This window comes from Caulobacter sp. DWR3-1-2 (genome assembly GCF_049896225.1).
Taxonomy (GTDB): domain Bacteria; phylum Pseudomonadota; class Alphaproteobacteria; order Caulobacterales; family Caulobacteraceae; genus Caulobacter.
On record NZ_JAFCTW010000005.1, the window covers coordinates 310570 to 336074 of the forward strand.

General features: G+C 68.8%; 20 protein-coding genes and 1 pseudogene. 6 read left to right on the top strand and 15 right to left on the bottom strand.

Annotated features, from left to right (window positions below):
* Positions 1-71: 71 nt before the first annotated feature.
* The gene (locus tag ACP696_RS10125; protein WP_426010419.1) at positions 72-1121 is read left to right on the top strand and encodes a MaoC family dehydratase; all 1050 of its coding nucleotides are present in this window, start codon (positions 72-74) and stop codon (positions 1119-1121) included.
* On the top strand, positions 1114-1539 hold the full coding sequence (locus tag ACP696_RS10130) for an HIT domain-containing protein (protein ID WP_426010420.1): 426 nt from the start codon (positions 1114-1116) through the stop codon (positions 1537-1539). Before ACP696_RS10125 ends, ACP696_RS10130 begins: the two co-directional genes overlap by 8 nt.
* A gap of 138 nt (positions 1540-1677) precedes the next feature.
* On the opposite strand, the gene ACP696_RS10135 is transcribed toward ACP696_RS10130, so the two are convergent.
* Both ACP696_RS10135 and ACP696_RS10140 read right to left on the bottom strand, forming a co-directional pair.
* Positions 1678-2712, bottom strand: coding sequence for a hypothetical protein (locus ACP696_RS10135; protein WP_426043751.1), 1035 nt, complete (start codon positions 2710-2712; stop codon positions 1678-1680).
* A gap of 13 nt (positions 2713-2725) precedes the next feature.
* The gene (locus ACP696_RS10140; RefSeq protein ID WP_426043752.1) at positions 2726-3604 is read right to left on the bottom strand and encodes an HpcH/HpaI aldolase/citrate lyase family protein; all 879 of its coding nucleotides are present in this window, start codon (positions 3602-3604) and stop codon (positions 2726-2728) included.
* Positions 3605-3732: 128 nt separating this feature from the next.
* On the opposite strand from ACP696_RS10140, the gene ACP696_RS10145 reads away from it, so the two are divergent.
* Positions 3733-4113 carry a DUF2237 family protein gene (locus ACP696_RS10145; protein WP_426010424.1) on the top strand — a complete coding sequence of 127 codons (381 nt, stop codon included), beginning with the start codon at positions 3733-3735 and terminating at the stop codon, positions 4111-4113.
* A gap of 39 nt (positions 4114-4152) precedes the next feature.
* Here the strand turns inward: ACP696_RS10145 and ACP696_RS10150 are convergent, their stop codons facing one another.
* The 4 genes from ACP696_RS10150 to ACP696_RS10165 all read right to left on the bottom strand — a co-directional run bounded on the left by ACP696_RS10150 (position 4153) and on the right by ACP696_RS10165 (position 7871).
* Positions 4153-5550 (bottom strand): FAD-containing oxidoreductase, encoded by a 1398-nt coding sequence (locus tag ACP696_RS10150; protein ID WP_426010426.1) that lies wholly within the window; start codon positions 5548-5550, stop codon positions 4153-4155.
* Between the two features lie 2 nt (positions 5551-5552).
* Positions 5553-6014 (bottom strand): DUF4126 family protein, encoded by a 462-nt coding sequence (locus ACP696_RS10155; protein WP_426043753.1) that lies wholly within the window; start codon positions 6012-6014, stop codon positions 5553-5555.
* A 110-nt stretch (positions 6015-6124) separates the two neighbouring features.
* Entirely contained in the window at positions 6125-6661 is a 537-nt protein-coding gene (thpR, locus tag ACP696_RS10160) for an RNA 2',3'-cyclic phosphodiesterase (RefSeq protein ID WP_426010428.1), read from the bottom strand.
* A gap of 157 nt (positions 6662-6818) precedes the next feature.
* On the bottom strand, positions 6819-7871 hold the full coding sequence (locus tag ACP696_RS10165; protein ID WP_426010429.1) for an aldo/keto reductase: 1053 nt from the start codon (positions 7869-7871) through the stop codon (positions 6819-6821).
* Between the two features lie 147 nt (positions 7872-8018).
* Here ACP696_RS10165 and ACP696_RS10170 point away from each other — a divergent pair, with 147 nt between their 5' ends.
* Positions 8019-8765, top strand: a complete 747-nt coding sequence (locus ACP696_RS10170; protein ID WP_426010430.1) for a Bax inhibitor-1/YccA family protein — start codon at positions 8019-8021, stop codon at positions 8763-8765.
* 82 nt (positions 8766-8847) lie between these two features.
* Here the strand turns inward: ACP696_RS10170 and ACP696_RS10175 are convergent, their stop codons facing one another.
* The 7 genes and pseudogenes from ACP696_RS10175 to ACP696_RS10205 all read right to left on the bottom strand — a co-directional run bounded on the left by ACP696_RS10175 (position 8848) and on the right by ACP696_RS10205 (position 20840).
* Positions 8848-9174: a DUF2794 domain-containing protein gene (locus ACP696_RS10175; RefSeq protein WP_426010432.1), complete on the bottom strand. Its 327-nt coding sequence runs from the start codon at positions 9172-9174 to the stop codon at positions 8848-8850.
* A 579-nt stretch (positions 9175-9753) separates the two neighbouring features.
* Complete coding sequence (locus tag ACP696_RS10180; RefSeq protein WP_426010434.1) at positions 9754-10311, bottom strand: hypothetical protein; 558 nt, start codon at positions 10309-10311, stop codon at positions 9754-9756.
* A gap of 326 nt (positions 10312-10637) precedes the next feature.
* Positions 10638-11686, bottom strand: a pseudogene (locus ACP696_RS10185) (IS630 family transposase); the annotation flags it as partial.
* Positions 11687-11998: 312 nt separating this feature from the next.
* A complete protein-coding gene (pbpC, locus tag ACP696_RS10190) occupies positions 11999-14056 on the bottom strand; it encodes a penicillin-binding protein 1C (protein WP_426043754.1) in 2058 nt (685 codons plus the stop codon).
* Positions 14057-14195: 139 nt separating this feature from the next.
* A complete protein-coding gene (locus ACP696_RS10195) occupies positions 14196-19232 on the bottom strand; it encodes an alpha-2-macroglobulin family protein (RefSeq protein ID WP_426043755.1) in 5037 nt (1678 codons plus the stop codon).
* Positions 19233-19462: 230 nt separating this feature from the next.
* On the bottom strand, positions 19463-20284 hold the full coding sequence (locus ACP696_RS10200; RefSeq protein ID WP_426010439.1) for a carbonic anhydrase: 822 nt from the start codon (positions 20282-20284) through the stop codon (positions 19463-19465).
* Between the two features lie 82 nt (positions 20285-20366).
* Positions 20367-20840: an Lrp/AsnC family transcriptional regulator gene (locus ACP696_RS10205; protein ID WP_426010440.1), complete on the bottom strand. Its 474-nt coding sequence runs from the start codon at positions 20838-20840 to the stop codon at positions 20367-20369.
* Between the two features lie 120 nt (positions 20841-20960).
* Here ACP696_RS10205 and ald point away from each other — a divergent pair, with 120 nt between their 5' ends.
* The gene (ald, locus tag ACP696_RS10210) at positions 20961-22073 is read left to right on the top strand and encodes an alanine dehydrogenase (protein WP_426010442.1); all 1113 of its coding nucleotides are present in this window, start codon (positions 20961-20963) and stop codon (positions 22071-22073) included.
* A gap of 684 nt (positions 22074-22757) precedes the next feature.
* On the opposite strand, the gene ACP696_RS10215 is transcribed toward ald, so the two are convergent.
* Both ACP696_RS10215 and ACP696_RS10220 read right to left on the bottom strand, forming a co-directional pair.
* Positions 22758-23462, bottom strand: a complete 705-nt coding sequence (locus ACP696_RS10215) for a glycosyltransferase family protein (RefSeq protein WP_426010443.1) — start codon at positions 23460-23462, stop codon at positions 22758-22760.
* A gap of 63 nt (positions 23463-23525) precedes the next feature.
* Positions 23526-24401, bottom strand: a complete 876-nt coding sequence (locus tag ACP696_RS10220; RefSeq protein ID WP_426010445.1) for a bifunctional regulator KidO — start codon at positions 24399-24401, stop codon at positions 23526-23528.
* Positions 24402-24490: 89 nt separating this feature from the next.
* Between ACP696_RS10220 and ACP696_RS10225 the strand changes: the two genes are divergently transcribed.
* Positions 24491-25504, top strand: coding sequence for an XdhC family protein (locus ACP696_RS10225; protein WP_426010446.1), 1014 nt, complete (start codon positions 24491-24493; stop codon positions 25502-25504).
* Position 25505 lies beyond the last annotated feature (1 nt).

A 25505-nucleotide genomic window follows, 5' to 3' on the forward strand; every position in this document is an offset into this window, starting at 1 on the left:
TTTCCCGTTTCGCCGCAGTGCGGCAAGACTGTGTGAACAACGGCTCGTGACGCCGTTGGGGAGACGCGGGGATGAGCAAGACCGATCCGGGGAACTATTTCGAGGACTTCCGCCTGGGCCAGGTGATTGTCCACGCCACCCCGCGCACCGTCACGGCGGGGGATGTGGCGCTGTATACGGCGCTGTACGGACCGCGTTTCGCGCTGTTCTCGTCGGACGTTTTCGCCACCGATTGCGGGCTCTCCGCCGCGCCGGTCGATCCCCTGATCGCCTTCCACATCGTGTTCGGCAAGACCGTGCCCGACATCAGCCTGAACGCCGTCGCCAACCTAGGCTATGCCGAGGGCCGGTTCCTAGCGCCGGTCCATCCCGGCGACACCCTGACGGCCCGGTCCGAGGTCATCGGGCTCAAGGAGAACTCCAACGGCAAGACGGGCGTCGTCTATGTCCGCACCACCGGCGCCAACCAGCGCGGGGTGGCGGTGCTCAGCTATGTGCGCTGGGTGATGGTGCGCAAGCGCGATCCGGCGGCGGTGGTCGAGGGGCAGGTCACGCCGGTGCTGGCGAGCGCCGCGGCCGCCGAGCACCTGACGCCGCCGCCCGGCCTGGATTTCGGCAAGTACGACTTCGCCCTGGCCGGCGCGCATCATGCCTTCGAGGACTATGCGATCGGCGAGAAGATCGACCATGTCGATGGGATGGTGGTCGAGGAGGCCGAGGCGCAGATGGCCACGCGCCTTTGGCAGAACACCGCCAAGGTCCATTTCAACCAGTTCGAACGGTCTAAGGACCCGTCGGGCCGGCGGCTGGTCTATGGCGGGGTGGTGATCTCGACCGCCAAGGCTTTGTCGTTCAACGGCCTGCAAAACGCCGGCCTGATCCTGGCGATCAATGGCGGCCGCCATGTCAGCCCCTATTTCGCCGGCGGCACGGTGTTCGCCTGGAGCCAGGTGCTCGACAAGGCCGACCTCAGCCGCTCGGTCGGCGCGTTACGCCTGCGGCTGGTGGCGACGGTCGATCGCCCCTGCGCCGACTTCCCCGACAAGGACGCGGCCGGCGTCTATGCGCCGGGCGTGATCCTCGACTTCGACTACTGGGCGGCGGTTCCGAAACGTGGCTGAGTTCGTCCTCGATCCGGCCATCGTGGCCACTTCGGCCGCTTTGGGCGATCTGCCGCTATGCCATGCGCGCCTGCAGCTGGACGCCCGTTATCCGTGGGTGGTGCTGATCCCGCGTGTCGAGGGAACGCGGGAGCTGGAGGATCTGCCGGCCGCCGACCGCGCGGTGCTGATCGAGGAAGCCATCCAGGCTGGCGGCGCCGTTCGCGCGGTGGCGGAGATGATGGACCTGGCGATCGACAAGCTCAATGTTGGGGCGCTAGGCAATGTCACCCCGCAGTTGCACGTCCATGTGCTAGGCCGGCGGGTAGGTGATCCGGCCTGGCCGGGTCCGGTGTGGGGACATTCGGCGGGTGTGGCCTATGCGCCAGATGCGCTCAATCGAGCGATTGCGGCGGCGAAGACGGCGTTGTCCCTATAAATCCGCTCATCCCGGCGAATGCCGGGACCCAGATCCTTTGGCGGTCCGGCTGATTGGAGGGGCTTAGCGCTGTTGGCGTCCGCCACAAAGCCCCTCCATCTGGGTCCCGGCATTCGCCGGGATGAGCGGATAAATAAGCTACCGCTTCTTTTTCTTCGCCGACTTCTTCGCCGTCGCCTTGCCCTTCGCCGAGCTCTTGCCCTTGCCGGCCACGGCCTTGCCCTTCGCCCCCTTTTTGCCCTTGACCGCGCTGGCCTTGTCCTTGCCGCCCTTCTTGGCGACGGCGGCGCACCTGGCCTTGGCGGCTTTGAGGGCCTTGCCCTTCTTGCCCCGGATCGAGCAGGACGCCGCCCGTTCCGGCGCTGCGGCGCGCGGGGCGGCCGAGACCGGGCGGGGCCAGATGACCGGGCCTCGGCCCTGGGCCACATAGCCCGCCGGCAGGGTGGCCTGGGCGACACGGCGAGCGGTGACGGGGAGTTCGACGCCGTTCTCGTTCAGTTTGCCCGCCCAGCCTCCGTCGCCGCGTGATCTCAGGTCCAGGGTCGTCAGCTGTCCGGGACGCGGCGAAAATCGGGTGAGGAAGTCGCCGGTCGAGCGGTCGACGAAATCGATCAGGCCCGTTGAGCCGACGGCCCCGACCCGGCGGACGTCGCGCCAGGCGCCTTCCAGCGCGCCATAGCCGCCAACCGCATCGACGATCTGCAGGTCGTAGAGCGTGGTCCCGTCCGGGCCGGTAATGGTCCAGCCGCCGTCGAGCGGACCCTGAAGGCCCTGGGCGGCGACGATCGAGCCCTTGATCCGCAGGTCATAGGCCTCGGCCATCGGCACGTAGTTGCCCTGGGGCACGGCATGGCCGGGGATTTCGTCCACCGGCGGTTCGGGCGGCGGGAGCGGCAGGACGGTGGGCTTGTGCGGCGGCAGGGGCGCCGGGGCGGCGGGCTCCTCCTCGTCGGTGGTCTGGGGACCGCTCTGGGCGATCAGGTCGGCCAGGGGATCGACGGCCTGGTCGGCCGAGGTCGCGGTGTCGGGGGCCGGCGGCGCGGCGACGACCGGAACGGCGCGGTCCTGGGGGAGCGCGACCGAAGCGGCTGGGGGCGCGGTCGCGACCGGCGCCTCCTGGGCGAGGACCGGAGCGGCGGCGAAGGCCAGGAGGGAGATCAGGAGCGCGCGCATCAGGCTTCGATCTCTAGGCCGCCGAACGTTCGGTGATGGCGGCGGCCACCGCCACCAGCCGGCGGGCCTGAGCCAGGTGCAGCAGTTCGACCATCTTGCCCTCGACCCGCAGCGCGCCCTTGCCGGCGTTCTCCGGCGCGGCGAAGGCGGCGATCACCACCTGGCTCCAGGCGATCTCGCCCTCCGTGGGGGAAAAGGCGCGGTTACAGATTTCCAGATGCTTGGGATGGATCAGGGTCTTGCCGTCGAAGCCGAAATCCACGGCCTGGCCGCAGACGGCGTCCAGCGCCTCCAGGTCATCGATGTCGTTGTGCACGCCGTCCAGGATGGTCAGGCCGTGGGCCCGGGCGGCGGCGACCGACAGCGACAGGATCGGCAGAAAGGCCTCGCGGCCGGGCGTCTGGCGGGCCCGCATCTCCTTGGCCAAGTCGTTGACCCCCATCACCCAGCCGGTCAGGCGGGTGGTTCTGGAGGCGGCGGCGATCTCCCACAGGTGGAAGGCGGCCTTGCCCGTCTCAATCATGGTCCAAAGCTTGGTGTGGATCGGGGCGGCGTGCAGGGCGGCCTGGTAGGCATGGACGTCGGCGGCGTCATTGACTTTCGGAACAAGAATCGCGTCCGGGCCGGCCTCGGCGGCAGCCTTCAGGTCGGCCGCGCCCCACGGGGTGTCGAGGCCGTTAGTGCGGATGATGATCTCGCGCGGGCCGAAACCGCCGGCCTTGACCGCCGCCACGGCGGCCTCGCGGGCGGCGTCCTTCATGTCCGGCGACACGGCGTCCTCGAGGTCGAGGATGATCACGTCGGCGTCCAGGGTGCGGGCCTTGTTCACCGCCTTGGCGTTGGAGGCCGGCATGTAGAGGGCGCTGCGGCGCGGCCGGGCGATGTCGGACATGAGGCTCCCGCTCGAATTCCTGGTCTTGTCCGTCCTCTTAAGCATCAAGTGGCCGGCGCCGGAAGACGTCACGCGTGCTGATGGTAGAACCGTGTCCAGATTCCCCAGAACGGGGTTAAGCTGACGCCATGACCACGCGCTATGACGACACCGCCAAGAATGTCCTGGGCCAGGAGCTGAAGCCCTGCTCGCTCGACCCGGTGACCGGCTTCTACCGCAATGGCTGTTGCGAGACCGGGCCGCACGACCTGGGCCTGCACACCGTGTGCGCGGTAATGACCGACGAATTCCTGGCCTTTTCCAAGGCCGCCGGCAACGACTTGTCGACCCCGCGCCCGGACTACGCCTTCCAGGGTCTGGTGTCCGGCGACCGCTGGTGCCTGTGCGCCGGCCGCTGGAAGGAAGCGCTGGACGCCGGCGTCGCCCCGCCGGTGGTGCTGGAAGCCAGCCACGAGGAGATGCTGGCGGTGGTTCCGCTGGGCGTGCTGAAGGACAACGCGGCGGTGTAAGAACGGGGACATGCACTTGTGCGTGTCCCCAGTCGAGGATCAAACCAGCGGCTTCAGCTCTCCCAGCATGGTCGGGACCAGTTCCGACACCGTCGGGTGGATGTGCACCGCGCGCTGGATCACCGTGTAGGGGGCCTTGGCGTACATCAGGTCGAGCATCCCGTGGATCACCTCGTCGCCGTTCAGGCCGAGGATCGCCGCGCCGAGGATCAGCTGGGTCTCGGCGTCGACCACCACCTTCATGAAGCCCAGGGTCTCGCCCTTTTCGACGGCTCGGCCGACGCGGGTCATCGGACGCTGGCCGACCAGGGCCGGTCGGCCGGTGGCGCGAACCTCGGCCTCGGTCATGCCCACTCGGCCCAGGGGCGGGTCGGTGTAGAGGGCGTAGCAGGGGATGCGGTCGCTCACGCGGCGTGGATCGCCCTCTAGCAGATTGGCGGCGATGATTTCGAAGTCGTTATAGGCGGTGTGGGTGAAGGCGCCCTTGCCGTTGCAGTCGCCCATCGCCCAGACGCCGGGGACATTGGTGCGCAGTTGGTCATCGACGACCACATAGCCGCGCTTGTCGAGATCGATCCCGGCCTTGTCCAGGCCCAGGTCGTCGGTATTGGGCTTGCGCCCGATGGCCAGCAGCACGTGCGAGCCGACCACCTGCGGCGCGCCGGCCTCGCAGGTGACATGGACGCAGACGCCCTCGTCGCCCCCTTCTGTCTTATTGGGCGCGAAGCTGATGCATTCGGAATTGAGCCGGACGCTGATCCCCTCGCCTTCCAGGATCTCGCGTACGGCGTCGGAAATCTCCGGGTCTTCGCGGCCGATCAGGCGCGGACCCATCTCGACCACCGTCACCTCGGCGCCGAACCGCCGGTACATCTGGGCGAACTCCAGCCCGATATAGCTGCCGCCGATGATCACCAGGTGGCGTGGGAGGGTGTCGAGCGCCATCATCCCGACATTGGTCAGGTAAGAAATCTGGTCCAGGCCTGGCATGTCCGGCGCATTGGCGCGGCCGCCGACATTCAGGAAGATCTTCGGGGCGGTCAGCAACTCGTCGCCGACCCGCACCGTGTCAGCCGACTCGAAGCGGGCGTGGCCTTCGATCAGAGTGCAGCCCTTCATCCCCTCGATCCAGGTTCGCAGATTGCCGCGGGCGGTGAGGGTCACGGCCTGGGCGCGGTTGTGCACCCGCCGCATGTCGACGCCGACCGGACCGCCCAAGGTCACGCCGAAGTCGGCGGCGCGGCGGGCCAGGTGGGCGGCATAGGCGCTGGCCACCAGGGTCTTGGTCGGCATGCAGCCGGTGTTAACGCAGGTGCCTCCCAGGTCTTTGCGCTCGACCAGGGCGACGGTCTGGCCGGCCTTGGTCAGGCGCTCGGCCAGTGGAGGCCCCGCCTGGCCGGCGCCGATGATGATGGCGTCGAAACTCTGGGTCGCCATGCCTAGAGGGCCGAGACGATCAGGGCCGCGCCGCCGACGGCGATGACGTCTTCCAGCAGACCGGCTGGCAGGTCCTTGCCGAACGCCTTGGCCAGGCGTCCGCGCGCGTCCGCGCCAGCCAGCGTGCCGATCACCGCGCCGACCGCGCCGGCGATGGCCCCGCCGATCCAGCCGCCCGACGACAGGCAGACCGCCGCGCCGCAAAAGGCGCCGCTGACGATGCGGGTGATGAACTGCGGCGGAACCTTGCGGCTGGGCGTCTTGGGCAGCTGGTCGCCGACCAACTCCAGCACCGCCAGGGCGGTGAAGATCCAGGTGGCGATTGTCCCGCCCAGCCAGGCCAGGGGCGTGCCCTGCAGGTCGATCAGTCCGAGGTGAGCGCCCCAGGCGACGGCGGCCGGAGCGGTCATGGCGCGCAGGCCGGCGATCACGCCAATCAGCAGGGCCAAGACATAGAGGATCATGCGAAGGCTCCTGTTTCGGCGAGCGTCGGCTTGATTTGGCGCTGGGTCGAGCAAAACCGCAAGCGGGCCTTGGGTCTAGAACGTTTCGCGCTTCCGGACGCCGCGCGTCTTCAGGCCAGCGGGTACTCCGCCTCCAGCCGATAGGCCGAGCCCTGGCTGGTTCGCCAACTGGAATAGAGGCCGAAACGGTCGATACGGAACGGCGGCGAGCCCAGCAGGCTGTTGGCCTGGATCCAGGCGGCGACCTCGGGGACGGGCGGACGCTTCAGATAGGCCAGGGTGACGTGCGGCGTGTAGAGCCGGGCCTCTGGCTTCAGCCCCGCCCGGCGCGCGGCGGCCTCATTGGCCTTGGCCAGCCGACGCAGGTCGGGGCTCTCGGCGACCCCCGCCCAGACGGCATGGATCTCCGCGCCTTCGCCAAAGTGGCCAACGCTGTCGAGGGACAGATCGAGGGCCGGGGCAACGACGCCCTGCAGTTCCTCGTCAAGGTCGGCGGCCTGGGTTTCCTGCACGTCGCCCATGAACTTCAGCGTGATGTGGAACGCCTCGCGCGGACGCCAGCGCGCGCCCTCGATCCCGTGCCGCCGGGGCAGCAGGTGATCGCCGACCTCGGCGGGGATGGCGACAGCGGTGAACAGGCGGATCATGGGACCGTCTTACCCGGTCCTCCCCCTGTGGGGGAGGGGTCGGCGAAGCCGACGGTGTGGGGCGTGATCGGCAAGCGACCACAACCCGGATCGAAGGCCCTAAAACGCCCCCCACCGATCGCTGCGCGATCGCCTCCCACAGGGGGAGGTCCAGAGCCTACGGACAGGGATTCGGCTGCAGCGCATGCAAGGCGTTGACCGCCTTCTCCATCTCATCGGTCCAGCTCAGATCAAATGCGCCGATATTGGTCTTCAGCTGGTCCATCGAGGTGGCGCCGATGATGGTGGCGGTGACGAATTGGCGGGTGTCGCAGAACTTCAGGGCCAGCACCGCCGGGTCGACGCCGAACTGGGCGGCTAGCTCGACATAGCCGCGGATCGCCTCCTCGGCGCCGGGGCCTTCATAGCGCTGCATGCGGTTGTAGAGCGCCTTGCGCGAACCCTCGGGCAGGCCGCCGTTCAGGTACTTGCCGGTCAGGGCGCCCTGGGCCAGGGGCGAATAGGCCAGCAGGCCGACCTGCTCGCGCATGGCGATCTCGGCCAGGCCGTATTCGAAGGTGCGGTTGGCCAGGTGATAGGCGTTCTGGATCGAGGCGACGCGCGGCAGACCCCTACCTTCCGCCTCGGCCAGAAAGCGCATCACGCCCCACGGAAACTCGTTGGAGACGCCGATCGACCGGATCGTGCCCTTCTTCACGTGGGCGCCCAGCGCCTCGAGGATGTCGCCGAACGCCTCGTAGTCCTGCTCATAGTCCTTGAAGGTTTGGCCGCCGAACACCCGCACCGGACGGTCGGGCCAGTGCAGTTGGTAGAGGTCGAGATAGTCGGTGTTCAGCCGCTTGAGCGATCCCTCGACCGCCTCGTCGATCTGGGCGCGGGTCTGGCGGGTGGAGCCGCCATCTTTTCGCATCCAGCTCAGCCCGCCAAAGGCGCTGCCGCGACCGGCGACCTTGGAGGCCAGCACGATCTCCTGGCGCTTTCCGGTCTTGGCCAGCCACGAGCCGATATGGCGCTCGGTATTGCCCTGAGTCTCGGGGGTGGGCGGGCTGGAATACATCTCGGCGGTGTCCCAGAAGGTCACGCCCTGGCTCAAAGCGTAGTCCATCTGGTCGTGGGCTTCCGCCTCCGGGTTCTGCGACCCCCAGGTCATGGTGCCCAGGCAGCAGCGCGAGACCTGGATGCCGGTCCGGCCGAGTTCCACGTAATCCATGTCGCCTCTCTGGAAAGGGTCTAGAAAATCTTTCTAGGGATCGCCAAGCGCCACGGGAAGCGCAACATCTTGCATGATCCTGGCTTCGCCCCGATATTCAGGGTGCGTCCACAACGGACGTGGCAATTTTCGAAGGGTTTTCCCGCGATGAACGACTTCAACCGCGATTATGCGCGACCGCTTCCCGGAGCCGGCGCCGACATGTCGGTTGACGCCGGCCTGCGCAGTTTCATGCTCGGCGTCTACAACAAGGTGGGCCTGGGTCTCCTGCTGTCGGCCGCCCTGGCCTATCTGACCAGCTCGTACCCGCCGGTCCGCGACCTGATGTTCCAGGTCACCAACAACCGCGTCGGTTATACCTTGCTCGGCACCGTCGTGGCGTTCGCGCCGCTCGGCATCCTGCTGTTCTCCAGCTTCGTGATGAAGTCGATCAACGCCCGCACCGCCGGCGTGATCTACTGGTCGGTGGTGTCGTTGATCGGCGCCTCGCTTGGGACTGTAGTGCTGCTCTATACCGGCGCCAGCGTGTTCCAGACCTTCCTGGTCACCGCCATCGCCTTCGGCGCCCTGAGCCTGGTAGGCTATACGACCAAGAAGGACCTGACCGGTTTCGGTAGCTTCCTGATCATCGGCCTGGTGGGCTTGATCCTGGCTTCGCTGCTGTCGATCTTCTTCCCGTCGGGCGCGCTGGTCTTCGCGATCAACGCCATCGGCGTGCTGATCTTCGCCGGCCTGATCGCCTATGACACCCAGCGCCTGAAGATGACCTATTACGAGGTTGGCGGCGACGAGACGGCCAGGTCGGTGGCGACCAATTTCGGCGCCCTGAACCTCTATCTCGACTTCATCAATCTGTTCCGCTTCCTGCTCTACTTCATGGGAAGCCGCCGCTAATCCAGCGGTCTAAAACCACAGAAGCCCCGGCGGGAAACCGCCGGGGCTTTTTTGTTGGGCTGTTAGCGCTGCAGACGCCCCCTCAATCCACCACCTTGAACCGGCCCTTGTCGAACATCCGCAGCACCTGGGCCAGGTCGTGGCCGCGCTTCAGGGTCAGGCCGCCCTGGCCTATCACCGCCCACTGCCCCTGCTTGCGGGCCAGGGCCGGGTGTTTCTCGATGCGGTAGAGCGGAGCCTCGGCCGCGTGGCGGAACACCGAGAAGGCTGCATGATCGCTCGTCCCGCCCATGCCGTAGTCGCGCCATTCGCCGGCCGCGACCATGCGGCCATAGAGCCGCAGGAGCTGGTCGATCTCTCGACGCTCGAAGAACACGACGCCGGCGACGGGGCGAGAATCCAGGGCCATCGGACGAATCCTAAACCCAAATCAGGCCCGATGGCGAGTGTCGCAGATAGGTCTTGCCAAGGTCCGCGCCTCCAAGCGTTGCAATGGCGCTACAGACCTCTTCGAAGTCTCCGGCTCGCCACGCGCCGCCACGGAATGACCTTAATTCGGACTTTCGAGCGCCTGTTTGCCCCATCAGTTTAACGGTGTCGGCTGATCGGAACTCCTGCGGTTCAGGTCCTGAACAGCCCCCCCAGCCCCCTCTATCGCGGGCCGGTCAGCCGACAGACCCCTCTATGACAAACCCCGAGACCCCGCGTGGCGCCCCTCTCCACGCGGGGTTTTCGTGTGTGCGCCGGGCCGGCATCTGGCCATATCCTGGACATGAAGCGTCGCGAAATGACAACGACCTTGATCGCGCGTGATCGTGTCCCACCGAGTGGCATAGCTTCGGCGGCGATGGTGACCAGGGTCTCTGCGTCGAACCCCCCGGCTTGCGGATCGTCAGCGAGAAGCGGGGGTGCGGAGCCCATCGGCCCGTTGACCGTCTCGGGACGCCGGGCGGTGGCGAGGTCACAACAGCCAGACGGGTTCGTGCCCTCATCGACAGGACGGATCCACGGCCTCTTGCAATCGCTCCCGCATCCCTGGCGCCTTGGGCTCGGGGTCCAGGCCCTGCGATGACCCGCCACACTCCCAGACGCGACAACCTACGAGCACCTGGAACATCGCGCGCTGGGAGCCGGCGCCGACCACCTCAAGGCGGTAGCGGTCCATCACCTTGGCCCGCCGAAGCCAGAACCCGCCCGTCAGGGCGATGGAGCTGTTCTCGCCCAGGACCATACTGGCCGCGTTGTCGCCGGAGCCGACGGCCGTGGCGACGTCGCTGATCCCAAGCGCGATCTTCAGCTTGGTGACATCCGTGGGGTCCAGAACCCGCCCAAGCCAGCGCCGCCCGTCCGGAGCCTTCAAACGGCGGACAAAGGTCCGCTTGCTCGGCTGACTGCTCCACACCGGCAGCAGCAGCCCGGTGACCAGGGCCAGCTCGCGCGTGTGCCAGGGATCGGCGCCGGCGACCTCGGCGTCCCAGGTCGCTCGCCAGATGGGCTCGGCGACCGTCTGCCAGGCCGATTCCTCGCAGGTCTTCAGGGGCAGCACAGTGCGCTTCTCGGCGCGGATCAGCCGGACAGCCTGAACCAGACGGTCATCGTCATCGTCATCGTCATCGTCAGGCCCTTCACCACCAGGCCGGCGTGCTGCGACTTGGTGTTGACCACATACTCCAGCGTTTGCGGATCGAGCCCGGCCAGCGCGTCCGACGCAGAGGCCCGCACGCGGCGCGTGCGGACGGCGAAGGTCACGACCTTGGTCTGCGCCCCCGACACCGCGTCGGTCCGGATCACCTCCTCCGACGTCACCGTCAGGTCGTCGGCGACGATGTCCTCCATCCCCTTGTCCAGAGCGCCCGAGGCCGCGGCCCGTTTGGCCCATTGGCGATGTCCTATGGATTTGATGCGGTCTGGCTCGTCGATGAGGCTGTTCCAGGCCTCGCAGATGGCTTGGACGATGGCGTCGTCGTCGTCGAACACCCGGTTGGAGAGGAAGCGCTGTCGCAGATACTGCCAGACGTTTTCGGCGGGGTTGAGCTCGGGTGAGCGTGGCGGCAGGGGCAGCAGGGTGAGGTTGCCGGGCGGTCTGAGCTTTTGGGTGGTGTGCCATCCGGCCTGGTCGAGGACGACCACGGCATGGGCGCCTGGGGCGACCTGCAGGGCGATCTCGTCGAGCTGGAGTTGCATGGCGGCGGTGTTGGCCTTCTCGCAGGCCCAGGCCGCGCCCACCCCACGCGCGGGGCAGATGGCCCCCAACAGATAGGCGCAACCGGTCCGCAGGTCGGCGATCTGGCGGGGCCGCGTCCCGGTCTTGCCCCAGACCAGCGTGCGGTGGGTCTTTTGACCGACCCGCATCTCGTCCTGGAACCAGACCTCGACAGGCGTGCCGGGCGTCAGGCCAGACTGAATGCCCGCCAACGCCCCTGCGAAGTTTTTTAAAATCCACCTGGGCCTGGACGTCCTGCCGATAGTGTTGGGGACGGGTGGTGATGTGCGAAAAGCCCAGCCGCTTGAGCAGCTTGCCCACCGTACGCTCGTGCACCTGCACCTCGAAGCGCTCGGCGATCATCGCCTGTAGGTCGCAACACCGCCAGCGCGCCACGCCCTTCAGTCCCGCCGCCGCAGGACCGGCCTCCACCAGGGCGGCCAGGGCCTGCTCCTGCTGCGCCGACAGACAGCGCCGCGCCCCTGGCGGCGGACGGTTGATCAAGCCCTCGGGGACCCAGGGCGTTGAACCGCAGCGCCCAGTCCCGCAGCGTCTGCCGGTCCATGCCGGCCAACTCAGCCGCTTCGGCTCGACTGCGGCCTTCATAAACCGCCGCCAGCGCCAGCAGGCGCCGCACCTGATCTGGATCCTTGGCCCGCGCCGCCAGCTGACGGGTCCGCGCCGCGTCATAATCGACCCGAAGCTTGATGGCGGACATCCACGATCTCCCTTGCAATCAGGAGAGTGAATCACTGTCCGGCCAGTCAGGGAATCCTGTCGGAGCCAGAGCTAGCGGCTTTTGGTATTAGGAATCCGCTTCTCGCCGTGGAGCAGTCGGCCGACCCTGGTCGGCTGGCACGTGAGGCAACCATAAGGGCGTCCACGCCCTCCGGCGAGGTTTCATGCCCTGTCGCCCAAGTGACGCGCCGCTCTCCGAGGCGGCAATGGCCCCACGAGGCACAGGACGCCGCGCTGAAACCGGGGGCGAGCAGCGCCGCCCTGAAGGCGATAGTCTTCATCGTTTCACTCCTTACTTCGCCGCGATGCTCGGGGCTTTGATCCGCACCCGCGCCGCAGCCGCGCGGCCCTGGTCGTCGACCACCCGCAGCCGATAGAAGCCCGGCGCGGTGGGGCGCCAGATCACCTTGCCGCTGACCGGGTCGGAGGCCAGGCGCTGGCCGGCCACGTACCAGGTGAGGTTATCGCCGCCGGCCGCCATGACCAGGCCCCGCGACCGGGGGCCGACCGCGTCGACCTGAACCGTCGCCCCGTCGGGCGGGAAGATCAGGCGGGGGCCTTCCGACGCCTGTTGCAGCCGCTGCAGGGCGCCAGGCGCGGACTTCGGGGCGATGGGGCGTGGGGCGATGGCCGGCGCCCCGACCACGTCGGCGACGTCGAACAACAGCGGCAGGGCGGCGTCGCGTCCGGTCAGTCCGCCCCGCGCGCCGCCGTCGGCCCGGCCGGTCCAAACGATGATTACATAGCCGCCGACCACCCCGCAGGCCACGGCGTCGCGGAAGCCGTAGGAGGTGCCGGTCTTGAAGGCCATGGCCGGTCCGCCCTTGGTCAGGGCCGAGGGCGCACGGCCACGCGGCGCGGGGGCCTCGCGCAGGATGTCGAGCACCTGGGCCACCGCCTCGGGTCGGACGATGCGGGTTCCGCCGCTGTGTTCGCGTGCCTTCGCCTCGGCCTGGGTGAAGGCCAGGGGCTTGGCTACACCGCCGTCGCCGAGCGCCGCGTAGAGCACGCCCATGTCGCGCGGCGTGATCCCCGCCCCGCCCAGGGCCAGGGCCAGGCCCGACGCCTTGATCGCCGTCTTGGGACGCACCAGCCTGACGCCCGCGCTCTCCAAACGGGTGGCGAACACCTCGGGACCGACCTTCTCCAGGGTGGCGACGGCGGGGACGTTCAGCGAATAGGCCAGGGCCTCGCGGGCCGTCACCTTGTCGTGGAAGACGTGGTCAAAGTTCTCGGGCTGGTAGTCGGCGAAGCGGGTGGCGGCGTCGTCGATCTGGGTGTCGGGCGCCAGGGTCCCGTCGTCAAAGGCGAAGGCGTAGATGAAGGGCTTGAGGGCCGAACCCGGTGAGCGCACGGCCTCCGTCAGGTCAATCCAGCCCCCTGGTCGCTCGCGGCCGGCTGAGCCGACCAGGGCCCGCACGGCGCGGCCCTTGATCTCGACCACCAGGATGGCGGCGGTGACCTCCGGTCCCTGGGCGGCGGCCACGGCGGCGGCCATCGGCTCCAGCCGCGTCTGCAGCCCCGCGTCGATGGTCGAGACCACGCTGGGCTGGCTGGCCGGCGCAGCGGCGGCCAAGTCGCCGGCCAAGTGCCAGGCCAGGGTCGGGAAGGCCCCGCGCTTGGGCAAAGGTTCGGCGTCGGCCTCGCTGGCCGCCGCTTCGGTCAGCACCCGCGCCTTGACCATCTTGTCGAGCACGGCGCGGCGGGCCAGGCGGGCGGCTTCGGGCCGACGGTCGGGGCGGCGGGCCTCGGGCGACTGCGGCAGGGCGATCAGCAGGGCCTGCTCGCCGTCGGTCAGGCTGGTCGGCTCATGGCCGAAATAGGCCAGGCTGGCGGCCCGAACGCCCTCCAGATTACCGCCATAGGGGGCCAGGGTCAGGTAGAGGGCCAGGGTCTCGCGCTTGGTCAACCGCGACTCCAGCTGAGCGGCGCGGACCATTTCGATCAGCTTGGAGCCCAGGTTGCGCGGGCGCGGCTCGAGAAGCCGGGCGGTCTGCATGGTCAGGGTCGAGGCGCCGGAGCTGACGTGGCCATGGATCAGCGCCGAACCCGTGGCGCGGGCCAGGGCGAAGGGGTCGACACCGAGGTGGCCGTAGAACCGTGCGTCCTCGACGGCGATCAGGCGCTTTTGAAACGTCGGGTCCGTGCGCTGGAGGTCGGCCCGCACCCGCCAGCGGCCGTTCTCCACTGGCAAGGCGCGCAGCCAGGCGCCGCGATGATCGAGCACCACGGGTGACGAGCGCTTGGCCCGCGCCATGTCTGGCGGCAAGGCGGCGCTCAGGGCGAAGAGCGCGGCCTGGACGGCGACGAAGGCGACGAGAAGGCGGGTCAGACGGGGGATGGTGAACATGGACGCTATTCGGCGGCGGACTTGCCCCCTCCGCGCCTTCGGCGCTCCTCCCCCATAGGGGGAAGAGCGCCCTGGCGCGAACTCCGCCCCCTACGGGGGCGGACAGACCGCGAAGCGGTCAGGTGGGGCAAGTGGCTCCCTACCCTCCCGGCGCCACGTTGATCCGCCCCGCATCCGACCGCGCATTGAGGCTGGGCCGGTACATGTCCTTGGCGATCGCCCCAGGCAGAAAGAATTCGCCCGGCGTCACGGCCCGCGCCACATAGGCCATGGCGAACGGCTTGTTGCCCGCCAGGTCGAGCGCGGCGATGTAGCGGTCGTCGCGGCTTTCCTGGACATCCGGATTGGTCAGTTCGCCCAGGAACTTGAACGGGCCGTTCTGGGCGTCGTCGGCGCCGAGCGTGGTCTCGATCTCGAAGCCGGCCGGCAGGGCGTCGTCTATCACCAGGGCGGTGGAGCGGGCCTGCATGGAGCGGCCGGAAACCAGCACGATCACCCGGTCGCCCTGATGAATCTGGCTGGGATCAATCGCTCCGCCGGTCATCGAGAACAGCCGCTTGCCCACCGACAAGCCGTTGCTGGCCGCGCCCGGCGCCAGGATCGGCGTGCCGCGAACGCTGACTGTCCGCCACAGGGCGCCCTTGCCCCGGTTGGTGAAGTGAGCGTCGGTCAGCTTGCCCACGGCCCAGCGCGGCGAACCGCCGGCCGGCGGCAGGGCCACAGCGCCCTGGGCGTCGATGGTCATCGGACCCGAGGCCTTCAGCAGCTGGCTGGCCGCGAACAGCAGCGACGCCTGCTCCTGGGTGTTGAGGGCGTCCGGATCCTTGACCACGTTCTCCAGCCGGCCCTGCAGCTGCCGCGCCACGTCCATCTGGCCGGCCTGGGCCGCCAGGGCGGTGACGGCGGCGACGTCGCGCAGCGGGCTCTGGTACCAGTCGCTCTCGTCGCGCCAGCCCAGCGACTTGACCGCCTGGCGCATGGCCGAGCGGGCCCGGGCCTGGTCGCCCATCAAGGCCAGGCCGGCCGCCACCTGGGCCTTGGCCAGGGGCTGGTCCTCGTCCTTCATCTGCACATCGTGCCACCAGCGCAGCCGCGCCAGGTCGCCGCGCCCGGCCTTGGCCAGCACGTAGAGGGCGTAGGCCGAGGCCCGGCGGCGCATGCGCTCCGTCGCCTTCTTCGAGGCGTCGGGATTGGCGGCCCACCATTCTGGATATTCGGTGCGGTAGGAGATCGAGGTCCAGCTGTCGGGACGACTGATCTGGCGCATGGCGTTCAGCGCCTTGTCCATCGCCTCGTCGGGCACCGCTATGCCCTGGCCCTTGGCCTCGACCAGGAAGTCGGTGGCGTAGGCGCCCAGCCAGGCGTCAGCCTCGCCGTCGCCGACCCGCCACAGGCCGAAGGCCCCGTCCAGGGTCTGGCGATCCAGCAGCTTGCCCACCGCTGCGGCCAGTATGGCCGGGTTGCGTTTCAGCTTGGGATCGTTGGACACGCTCTGGGCGTAGAGCAGCGGATAGGCCGTCGAGACCAGCTGCTCGGTGCAGCCATAGGGATAGCGCTGAAGGGCCACGGCGATCGCCGCCGGGTCGAAGCCGCGGATCGGCGAATAGCTGACCTGCAGCGTCACGTCGCCCGCCGCCAGCCCCGACATCAGCCGATAGTCGGGCGTATAGGTCTCGCCCGGCTGGGCCAGTTCGGTCGTCGTGCGCACCACGTCGCCCCAGCCCAGGCGGGTCTGGATCGGGTAGTCCTTGCTGGTGTTAAAGCCCGGCCCGGCCACCTTGAAGCCGATCTTGCCGATGCCCGTCACATTGGGCGCCAGGAAGGGAATCTTCTCGGCGACCCGCTGGCCCAGCATCAGGGTAATGATCTTCTTGAAGGCCACGGCGATGCCGTTGGTGGACCAGGCCTCGACCGTATAGGCCCCGGCCTTGCCCTCGACATTGTGCAGCTCCAGCGTGGCCATCGGCTTGTCGCCGGGGGCCAGGAAGCGCGGCAGGTTGAGGTCGGCGACCACGGGCTGGCGCACGGTCATCGCCTTGGCGCCCGAGCCGACGGCGGTGTCGGTCCAGGCCACGGCCATGATCCGCAACTCGCCGTTGAAGTCGGCGGCCGGCAGCTTGACCACCGCCTTGCCGTCCAGCCCCGTCTCGACGATGCCGGACCACAGGGCCACGGTCTTGATCGGCGTGGTCGTCAGGCCTTCGCCGCCCAGTTCGTCGGCGCCGAAATTGACATTGGCCGGCGCGCCCATGTTCGGGTCGAGCAGGCGGCCGTAGTCGTCGCGATAGTTCAGGGTCAGGGCCCGCTTGCCAAAGTACCACTTCACCGGGTCGGGGCTGTCCTGGCGTGTCAGGCGCAGGATGCCTTCGTCCACGGCCGCGATGGTGACCTTGGCCTTCTGGCCAAAGCCCAGGCCTTGCACCTTGATCGGGATCTCGACCGGCGCCTTGGAGTCCAGCTTCACCGGCGTCCCGATATCCACCGTCAGCTTGCGGCCCTTGGGATCGAGCGGCACATAGATCAGGCCGAGCGCCCGCTTGGGCTTGGGCGAGCTGACCGGGTCGCGCGGCTGGATCACCGTGACCAGCACATAGGCCCCGCCACCCCAGGCCGCCGAGGTCTTCAGCTTCACGGTCGTGCCGTTCTCGCCAACGCTGAGGGTCTTGAAGTCGATCAGGCGATCGGTGGCGACCGCCACCTGCACCTGGCCGGCATAGGGTGACTTGATGGCGATTTCCACCGTGTCGCCCTGGCTGTAGCTCTTGGTCCCGGCGCTGACCCGCACGAAGTCGGGCGCCTCGCCTTCCTTGGCGGGCGAACCCCAGCCGGACGAGAACTTGGTGACGGTCTCGCTGCCATCGGCCCCCTCGACGACCAGGCGATAGTCGCCCCAGCCGAGGCGGCGGTTGAAGCGCGCGGGTTGGCCGGCGCCGATATTGACCGTGGCCTTGGCCACCACCGCGTCGCGGCTGGTGCGCCGCCACTGCCAGCGACCGTCCTGCTGGAACCAGTCATAGCTCCAGTTCTCGCTGATCAGGGTGTAGGTCGCCGTCGCGCCGACGCGGACGCCGGCGGCGTTGACCGCGATCATCTCCAGGCTGACCGGCGGATCGCCGCGCCCGGCGTCGCCCTGCTCGACCTTGACCCCGTAATAGACCGGCTTGCCGCGCACCTTGAGCTCGAGGTTCTCGCGCACCGGACGGCCGCCGGGCTCGAACACCGAGGCGGTGACCGAGGCCACCAGCGGCTGGGCGGTGTCGGCCGCGTCGCTCGTCCCCAGGTTCAGCATGGCGTGGCCGTCGCCGTCGGTGACGGTCGTGCCCAGCTCGATGAACTTCTCGTCGAAGGGCGTCAGGGCGTCGCCCCACTGGAAGTCCTTGAACTGCGGGAACGGATCGCTGTCGATCTTCAGCCGCGCCTCGCCCTGGGTCTGCAGACCCGCGCCCGGCGCGCCGTAGAGGAAGCGGGCCGAGACGTCGATCTGTCGCGCCTGGCCGCCGGCGATCGGTACGGACTCCTGGCCGGTGGCGGTCACCGCCAGGCGTTGCGGAGCGAAGTCCTCGACGCTGAAGCTCAGAGATCCCGCCTGCGCCTCGACGCCCTCCATCATCAGCACGGCGGTCCAGCGGCCGCGTGGCGCGCTGCGCGGGAGGGCGATGTCGGCCAGCACGGCGCCGGCGTCGGCCCGGCTGAAGGCGTAGCGACGGAACTCGACGCCCGAGGGGCGCTTGACCAGGATATAGCCCTTGCGGTCATTGACCGCCTTGGCCAGCCGGTCGCGGACCATGGCCGTCAGGTGCACGGTCTCGCCGGGGCGATAGATGCCGCGATCAGCGTAGAGGAAGCCGTCGATGTCGCTGGCCACGGCCCGGCCGCCGTCCGATTCGGTGCGGCCCCCCACGCCCTGCTTGGACAGGTCGACCGGCGAGCGGTCCAGGTCCAGCACCGCCAGGTCGCCATCGTTTCCATAGGCCATGACCATCTTGGCATGCGACGCGCCCTCGCCGTCCATCAGGGGGCGGGGGAAGCGCACCCGGCCGTCGGCGTCGCTCTTGGCCTGCGCCAAGTCCTCGCCGTCCTTGGCCACCAGGGCCACGCGCACGCCCGACAGGGTCTTGGCGGTCTTCAGCGAGCGGACCACGACGTCGAGAGACTCGTCGCCATCATAGGCGATCAGCGCCATGTCGGTGAACATGATCCAGCGGCGGGCCTGGGCCGGAGCCGGCTCCTCGTCGCCTTCCGGCTTGCGGCCGCCCGAGGCGTCGCGCGCCTTGATCACATAGCCGCCAGCCTTCATTTCCTTCAGCACCGCGCCGAGCGGGAAGACGGTGGTCGCCTTCTGGCCAGCCGCGCTATCCACCTTGATGACGCCCTTCCAGACCTGGCGGCCCTCGTCGTCGGGGCTGTCGTCGCCATAGTCGCTGGCATAGTCGCCCTCGCCGGTCGGGTCGGGGGCGCTGATCGACTTGCGCACCAGGTTGCGGTCCGACACCCGCCAGACCTCGATGGCCAGCTTGGAGACGTTCATGGTCTCAAGCGCCACGCCGTCGGATTCCTCGCGCGGCAGGATCACGCCGTCGCCGGCGAAGCCCACATAGGGCGGCTTCTCCCCGAAGGTGAAGTCGACATCGGCATTGGCGCCCAGGGTCTCGCCGTTGCGGCCGGGCAGGCCCTTGAGCAGGGTGACGCGATGGTCGGTGAACCCGACGCCGCCGACGCAGATCTCGTCATCCTTTACCCGCACGGCCGGCTGGTGGCCGATATCGGGCGAGAGCAGCACGAAGTCGGCATAGGGCTTGGACGGGTCGAGCGCCTTGCTCATCCGGATACAGGCCATCGGCGCGGCGCCGGAGCTGTCGATGCGGCTCTGCCAGACGGCGAAGCCCTCGGGCTTGGGAACGCCGCGACGCGGGGCGTTGGCGGAGCGGGGCTTGCCAAACAGCGACCAGGCCTGAGCCTTGGGCGCGGTGGCCGTCGCGGCCGACTTGCCACCGAACCAGCCGAGATCGGAGACCTTTCCCACGGCGAAGCCGCCGCCGAAGCCAACGACCAGGGCGCCCAGCGCCACGGCCGCCAGGGGCGACTTCAGGCTTGGCGGAATCTTGCTCTTGAACTGGGCCCAACGGGCGGCGATGGCTTCGCGTCCGCTCACCGGCGGCGTCTCGTCCGTCGACATCCCGTAGTCCCCCAACTCGCGCGTATTGGGGTGGACTTGAACCTAAGCCGGGGAAGGGGTCAACGGATCAGCGAGCACTTTCCCTCGCCCCTTGCGGGAGAGGGTGGCCTCGCGGAGCGAGGTCGGGTGAGGGGTCGATGAAAGAGTCGGCTGCCTGCTGCGGAAAGCTGCGCGCGACCCCTCATCCGTCGGCCTTGGGCCGCCACCTTCTCCTCAGGGGGAGAAGGATTTTAAGCGTCGAACGCGACCTGAGCGGTGGAAAGGTCGTAGCAAGCCGAGACGATCTTGAGACGACCCTCGGCCAGCTTGGCCGCTAGCACCCCGTCGGCGACCTTTAGGCGGGCGGCGGTGTCGCGGACATTCTGGCGAATGGCGGCGTCCTGCAGGTCGGCTGGGTGGCGCTCCTGGGCCTCCAGCACCGCCGGCAAGATCGGCAGCACCATGTTCAGCAGCGCACCATGCAGGTCGATATGTTTGGTGGCCACATCGACCGCCGCCCCGACCGCGCCGCACTTGGTGTGACCCAGCACGACCACCAGCGGCGCGCCCAGATGCTCGACGGCGTAGACGATCGAGCCCAGGCCCTCCTGGCCCACTGTCGATCCAGCCACACGGACCACGAACAGTTCGCCCAGATTGCAGTCGAAGATCAGTTCGGGGCCGACGCGGCTGTCGCTGCAGCCGACGATCACCGCGAACGGCTTCTGGCCAGCCGCCATCTCGGCGATCCGGGCCGCGCCCGGCAGGGCGATACTGGCCCCGCCACGCGAGAAGATGGCGTTGCCCTGCTTGAGCCGGCCGAGGGCCTCGTCGGGACTGACCCGCGGCGGCTCGACATGCACGGCCTCGACCGGCTCGGCGCCCTCGAGCGGCTTGACCTCGGCCAACACCTTATCGAGCGCGGCCTTGTCGGAGGGCTGGGACTTCAGCGCCCGGCGCGTGCGGCGGCCCTTGCGGGTCAGAACCGACGGCGTATCGCCCTCGGCCCAGGCCATGACGGGCACGGCCAGGCCGGACGCCAAAGCCCCTAGCAGGAGTCGTCTCGAAACCATCTCATCCCCCGACAAGAACCGCGATTGGTGGAGACCAGTCCTGGCAGGGGAAGGTTAACCCCGCCGCAACGAAAGGTTGGTTTCAAAGCGGCAATTCGACACGTTTGACCACTGTGCGCATGGCGATCGACGAGCTGACCCGAACCACGCCGGGGATGCGCGTCAGCTCTCGCGCGTGCACCCGCTCCAGGTCATCGACATCGGCCACCACCAGCCTTAGCAAATAGTCCGAGCCGCCAGTCATCAGGTAGCACTCGGCCACCTCGCGCACGTGGGACACCGCCTTCTCGAAGGCGCTGAGCGTCGCCTCGGCCTGAGACGACAAGGTCACGGTGACGAAGACGCTGAGCGGCAGGCCCACCGCGCGCTCGTCGATCACCGCCGCGTAACGACCGATCACCCCGCCCTCCTCCAGGGCCCGCACGCGACGCAGACAGGCGGATTCGGAAAGATTCACCGCCTCGGCCATTTCCACATAGCTGGCTCGGCCGCGACGCTGCAGCAGGGTCAGCAGCTTTCGATCGAAGGCGTCGAGGATGACCGCAGCTTTTTTCACCGTGAGGGCTCCGTGGCGCAGGATTCCTGCATACCATGGTTCTCGTCGCATGAAATGCCCCAGGAACCTGCGGGCGCACGGGCGTAAACCAGCGTCAAAAGCCCTTAGGAGGAGACTATCATGCGCGTTGGCGTGCCTTCCGAAATCAAGCCCGGCGAACATCGCGTCGGCCTCACCCCCACCGCCGTCCGGGAATATGTCGGTCACGGCCATTCGGTGCTCGTGCAGTCCGGCGCTGGCCTGGGCGCGGGCTATGCCGACGACGTCTATGTCAAGGCCGGCGCGACCATCGCGGCGGACGCCGATGCGGTGTTCGAAGGCGCGGAGCTGATCGTCAAGGTCAAGGAACCGCAGAAGATCGAGTGGGAGCGCCTGACGCCTCGCCACATCCTGTTCACCTACCTGCACCTGGCGCCCGACCCGGCCCAGACCGAAGGCCTGCTGACCAGCGGTTGCGCGGCCATCGCCTATGAGACCGTCACCGACGCCAAGGGCGGCCTGCCGCTGCTGGCCCCGATGTCGGAAGTGGCCGGCCGCATCGCCGTCTTCTCGGCGGCCGAGACCCTGCTCAAGCACAATGGCGGCATGGGCCTGCTGCTGTGCGGCGTCCCCGGCGTGCCCCCGGCCCGCGTGGTGGTGCTGGGCGGCGGCGTGGTCGGCTCCAACGCCGCCCGGATGGCCGCCGGCCTGGGCGCCGAGGTGGTGGTGCTGGAACGCTCTATCCCCCGCATGCGCGAGCTGGACGACCTGTACCAGGGCCGCATCCTCACCCGCTATTCGACCTTCGCCGCCGTCGAGGAGGAGATCCTCAAGGCCGACGTGATCATCGGCGCGGTGCTGACCGCCGGGGCCGCCGCCCCCAAGCTGGTGCGCCGCGAGCACCTCAAGCAGATGAAGCCCGGCTCGGTGCTGGTCGATGTGTCGATCGACCAGGGCGGCTGTTTCGAGACCAGTCACGCCACCACCCACGCCGACCCGACCTATATCGTCAACGGTGTGGTGCACTATTGCGTGGCCAACATGCCGGGCGCCGCGCCGCGCACGTCGTCCGAAGCTTTGGGCAACGCCACCCTGCCCTTCGGCCTGGCCCTGGCCGACCACGGCCTGGACGCGCTGAAGAGCAACATCCACCTGGCCAAGGGCCTCAACGTCCTGGCGGGAGAGCTGACCCACCCCGCCGTGGCGCAGGCGCTGGGCAAGCCGTCGGTGGATCCTTATGGGGCCTGGACCTAGACGACGCGACGCGATTTGGGGACATGCGCATGTCGCCGTCAGCAGTCGTAGGCGCTCGGCGCACGAAGGCTAAAGCCTCATGAATTCAGGACTCTAAACTTTCTCGGTCTTTTTGACGCTCACCCCTTTTGGGCGCCCCCATAATGCTCTCACCCCATCGCACGGGGAGGGACGTCGGCCGGCGACCTGACGGGCGGTGGGCAGTGGTCGAGCGGGTAGGCTTGGCCGCCGTGTCTTCTTCGGAAGACGCCCCAGGTCGGTTCGGAGCAGGCTCGCCTTGGTCGCGACGAAGCTCCGGCGCCCAAGGCAGGCGGACAAGCCGACAGGTGCGGGCTGAAATCGCCCGCACGGTCCGGAGGGTAGCCAACTCTCCGCCCGCCGGGGGCCCACTTCGGAAGCGGGTTAAGACCCCGCGCGCCGATGGCTCCCGTCTGAAGGCCGCGCGAAGCGCTCGTCTTCGTCGAAACGGTATCAAATCTGCAAAACCTCCGGGCGGAGCCCGGGCGCTTCGCACCCTCCCCAAACGCTTCAGCGGCCCCCCGCGTGAAGTCCTCCCCCCGTTGGGGAGGTGTCGGCGAAGCCGACGGAGGGGGGAGTGATCGGCCGATGGCCACAGCTTGGATCGACTATCCGAAACTCCCCCCACCGGTCGCTGCGCGACCACCTCCCCCACAGGGGGAGGAATTAAGCCGCAAAGCGTCCGAGATCCTGGTGGCTCTCCACCAAGTCCAACACGTCGCCCATGGCAAAGCCGGGGTCGGCCGCGTAGAGCGCGTCATAGATCGAGCGCGCGAAGGCCAGGTCGGCCGGGGTCTTTACGCGCCAGTCATGGTGTGACCAGTCGCGGCGGGCCTTCAAATGGGCCTGGCTGAAGCGGTCGGGGCTTTGGCGAATGGCGGCGGTCGGCGAGATCAGGGCCAGGGGGTCGCGCACCTCGGCGGCGGCGGCGCGAAGGGCCTCCACCGTGATCACCTCAACCTCAAGCCCGGCCGGATAGGTGCGCTGCACGCGGTTGGAGGTATAGGCCGCCCCGCTGGTCTGGGCCAGGTGGATCGCCTGGTCGATCACCCCGGCGTCGACGAAGGGCGCATCGCCCTTGATCCGCACCACGTGGGTGACCGGACCGGCCGCCTCGGCGCAACGGGCGATGCGGTCGAGAATGTCGGCGCCCGCGCCGCGATAGACGGCGTATCCGCGCGACACCACCAGGCCGGCCAGACCGTCATCATCGGTCTCGCCGCTGGTGGCCACGATGATCTTGTTGAGGCGCCGGCAGGCCCGCAGCCGCTCGAGCTGGCGCAGGATCATCGGCTCGCCTTGCAGGGTGGCGACAGCCTTGCCCGGCAGGCGCTTGGAGCCCATGCGGGCTTGGACGACGGCGAGGATCATGGCGTTCGGCTCCCTCATATTTCCCAGCTTCTTCTGAAGGCTGGGCTTTGATTCGCCTGGCCGTCAGGCGACCCAACGTCGCGGGTCGAGCGCCACCGGATCGTCGATGGCCATGTCGTCCCAGTCGAGGTCGGGCGGCGGGCTGGAGGCGGCGGCGACCACGGCCGACAGTTCTGCGGCGGAGGTCACGCCGACCAGCACGGCGCTGGCTTCGGGACGCGACAGGGCGAAGCCCAGGGCGGCCTGAAGGGGGTCGGAACGGCCCTCGGCGATCATCCGGCGCACCCGTGACAGGCGGCCAGAGGCCCCCTTCAGCTGGGCCGGAACGCGGTCGGGCGGCAGGAACAGCAGGCCGTTCAAGAAGATCGAGCGCAACTGAACCTCGATCCCGAGACCGGCGATGCGGGCCAGCGAGCCGTCGGCCAGCAGGCGCTGATCGAGCAAGGAGGCTGGAGCTTGAAGAATGTCGGGCTTGAAGCGGCGCGCGACTCCCACCGGATCGTCGCTGGCGTGGGCGGCGACGCCGATCTTGGCGAACAGCCCCTCGTCGCGCAGGCGGGCCAGGCGATCCCAGACGGCGGCGCCGTGGACGCCGAACAGTTCCGACGGCGAGGAGACGATGATGGCGTCGGCGCGTTCGATCGCCAGGCGGCGCAGGCAGGCGCGGGCCTCGGCTTCCACGAAGTCGGGGCCGCGATCGGCGCGGGCGGCGGGAATGGTGACACGGAACGGCACGGGGCGCGGGATCAGGTCTCCCAGCACCGACTCGGCGCGGCCATGATTGCCCGAGACGTCGAGCACCGACAGCTGAGCGCGGGCGGCGATGCCCAGGATGTCGCGGGCTTCGGTCTCCGGCGACCGAGCGCGCGGCGACGCGCTCATGCCGTCCAGTCCGAACTGAGCGGCGGCAAGACCAAGTTTTGAAACCGAAAGCGACATGGAAATCCGTGCGGATTGGAACACCAGTGTCGGGAAGACTACGCGCCAAGGTTTGAAGAAGGCGTTTCTGGAAACTTGCCGAGGGGTTAATGTCGTCCGCGATGAAGCCCCTTGATCCAGTGCTCGACCTGACCTTTGAAATCGCCGGAGATTGGCCGCTGTACGGCCTTTGCGAGGATATCCGTCCAGCGCTGGCCACCGCCCTGGCCCACGGCCCGGCGGCGCTGGCGACAATTATTTCCCTGGGCGAAGGCGGCCCGCGACCCATCGGCACGCAGATGGTGTTCAGCGAGGGCTCGCGCGCCGGCTTTCTTTCGGGCGGTTGCATCGAGGCCGATGTCGAGGACCATGCCCGCGCCTGCCTGGCCGACGGCCAACCGCGACGGTTGGTCTATGGCGAGGGCAGTCCTTGGCCGGACATCCGCCTGCTGTGCGGCGCCCGGGTCGAGATTCTGGTCGAGCGCATCGACCCTGGCGATCCAGCCGCCCGCATGTTGCTGACCCTCTGGGCCGAGCGGCGGCCGGCGATCTGGATCAGCGACGGCGGGCGACGGGTCTGCGGCCCCTCGCCCGAATTCACCGCGCCCTGGCCGGAGGCCTTCGCCCGAGCCTTCGATCCGGCCCCTCGCCTTGTCGTGCTGGGGGGCGACCCGACGGCCCTGGCCGTGGCCAGCCTGGGGACCCAGTCAGGGTTCGAGACCACGCTGGTGCGGCCCAAGGGCCCCCTGACCCCGCCGCCGCTCGCGGGCGTCCGGTATCGCCGCGACAGCGTGCCAACCGCGCTGGACGCCATAGGCCTGGACGCCTGGACCGCCGTCGCGATCTGCGGCCACGACCTGGACATCGACCACGCCGCCCTGCTGGCCGCCCTCCCCTCGGCCGCGCCCTATGTCGGGCTGCTGGGAGCGCGGCGACGGCTGGGCGAGCGGCTGGACCGGCTGCGGGCGGCGGGGGTCAGTGAACGCGACCTGGCCAAGCTGCGCGCGCCGATCGGGCTGGATCTTGGCGGCAAGGCGCCGTTCGAGGTGGCCGTGGCGGTGATCGGCGAGATCATGGCCACCCGCCACGGGCAGCCGGCCTTGGCCAGGAGGGCGGCGGGTTAGG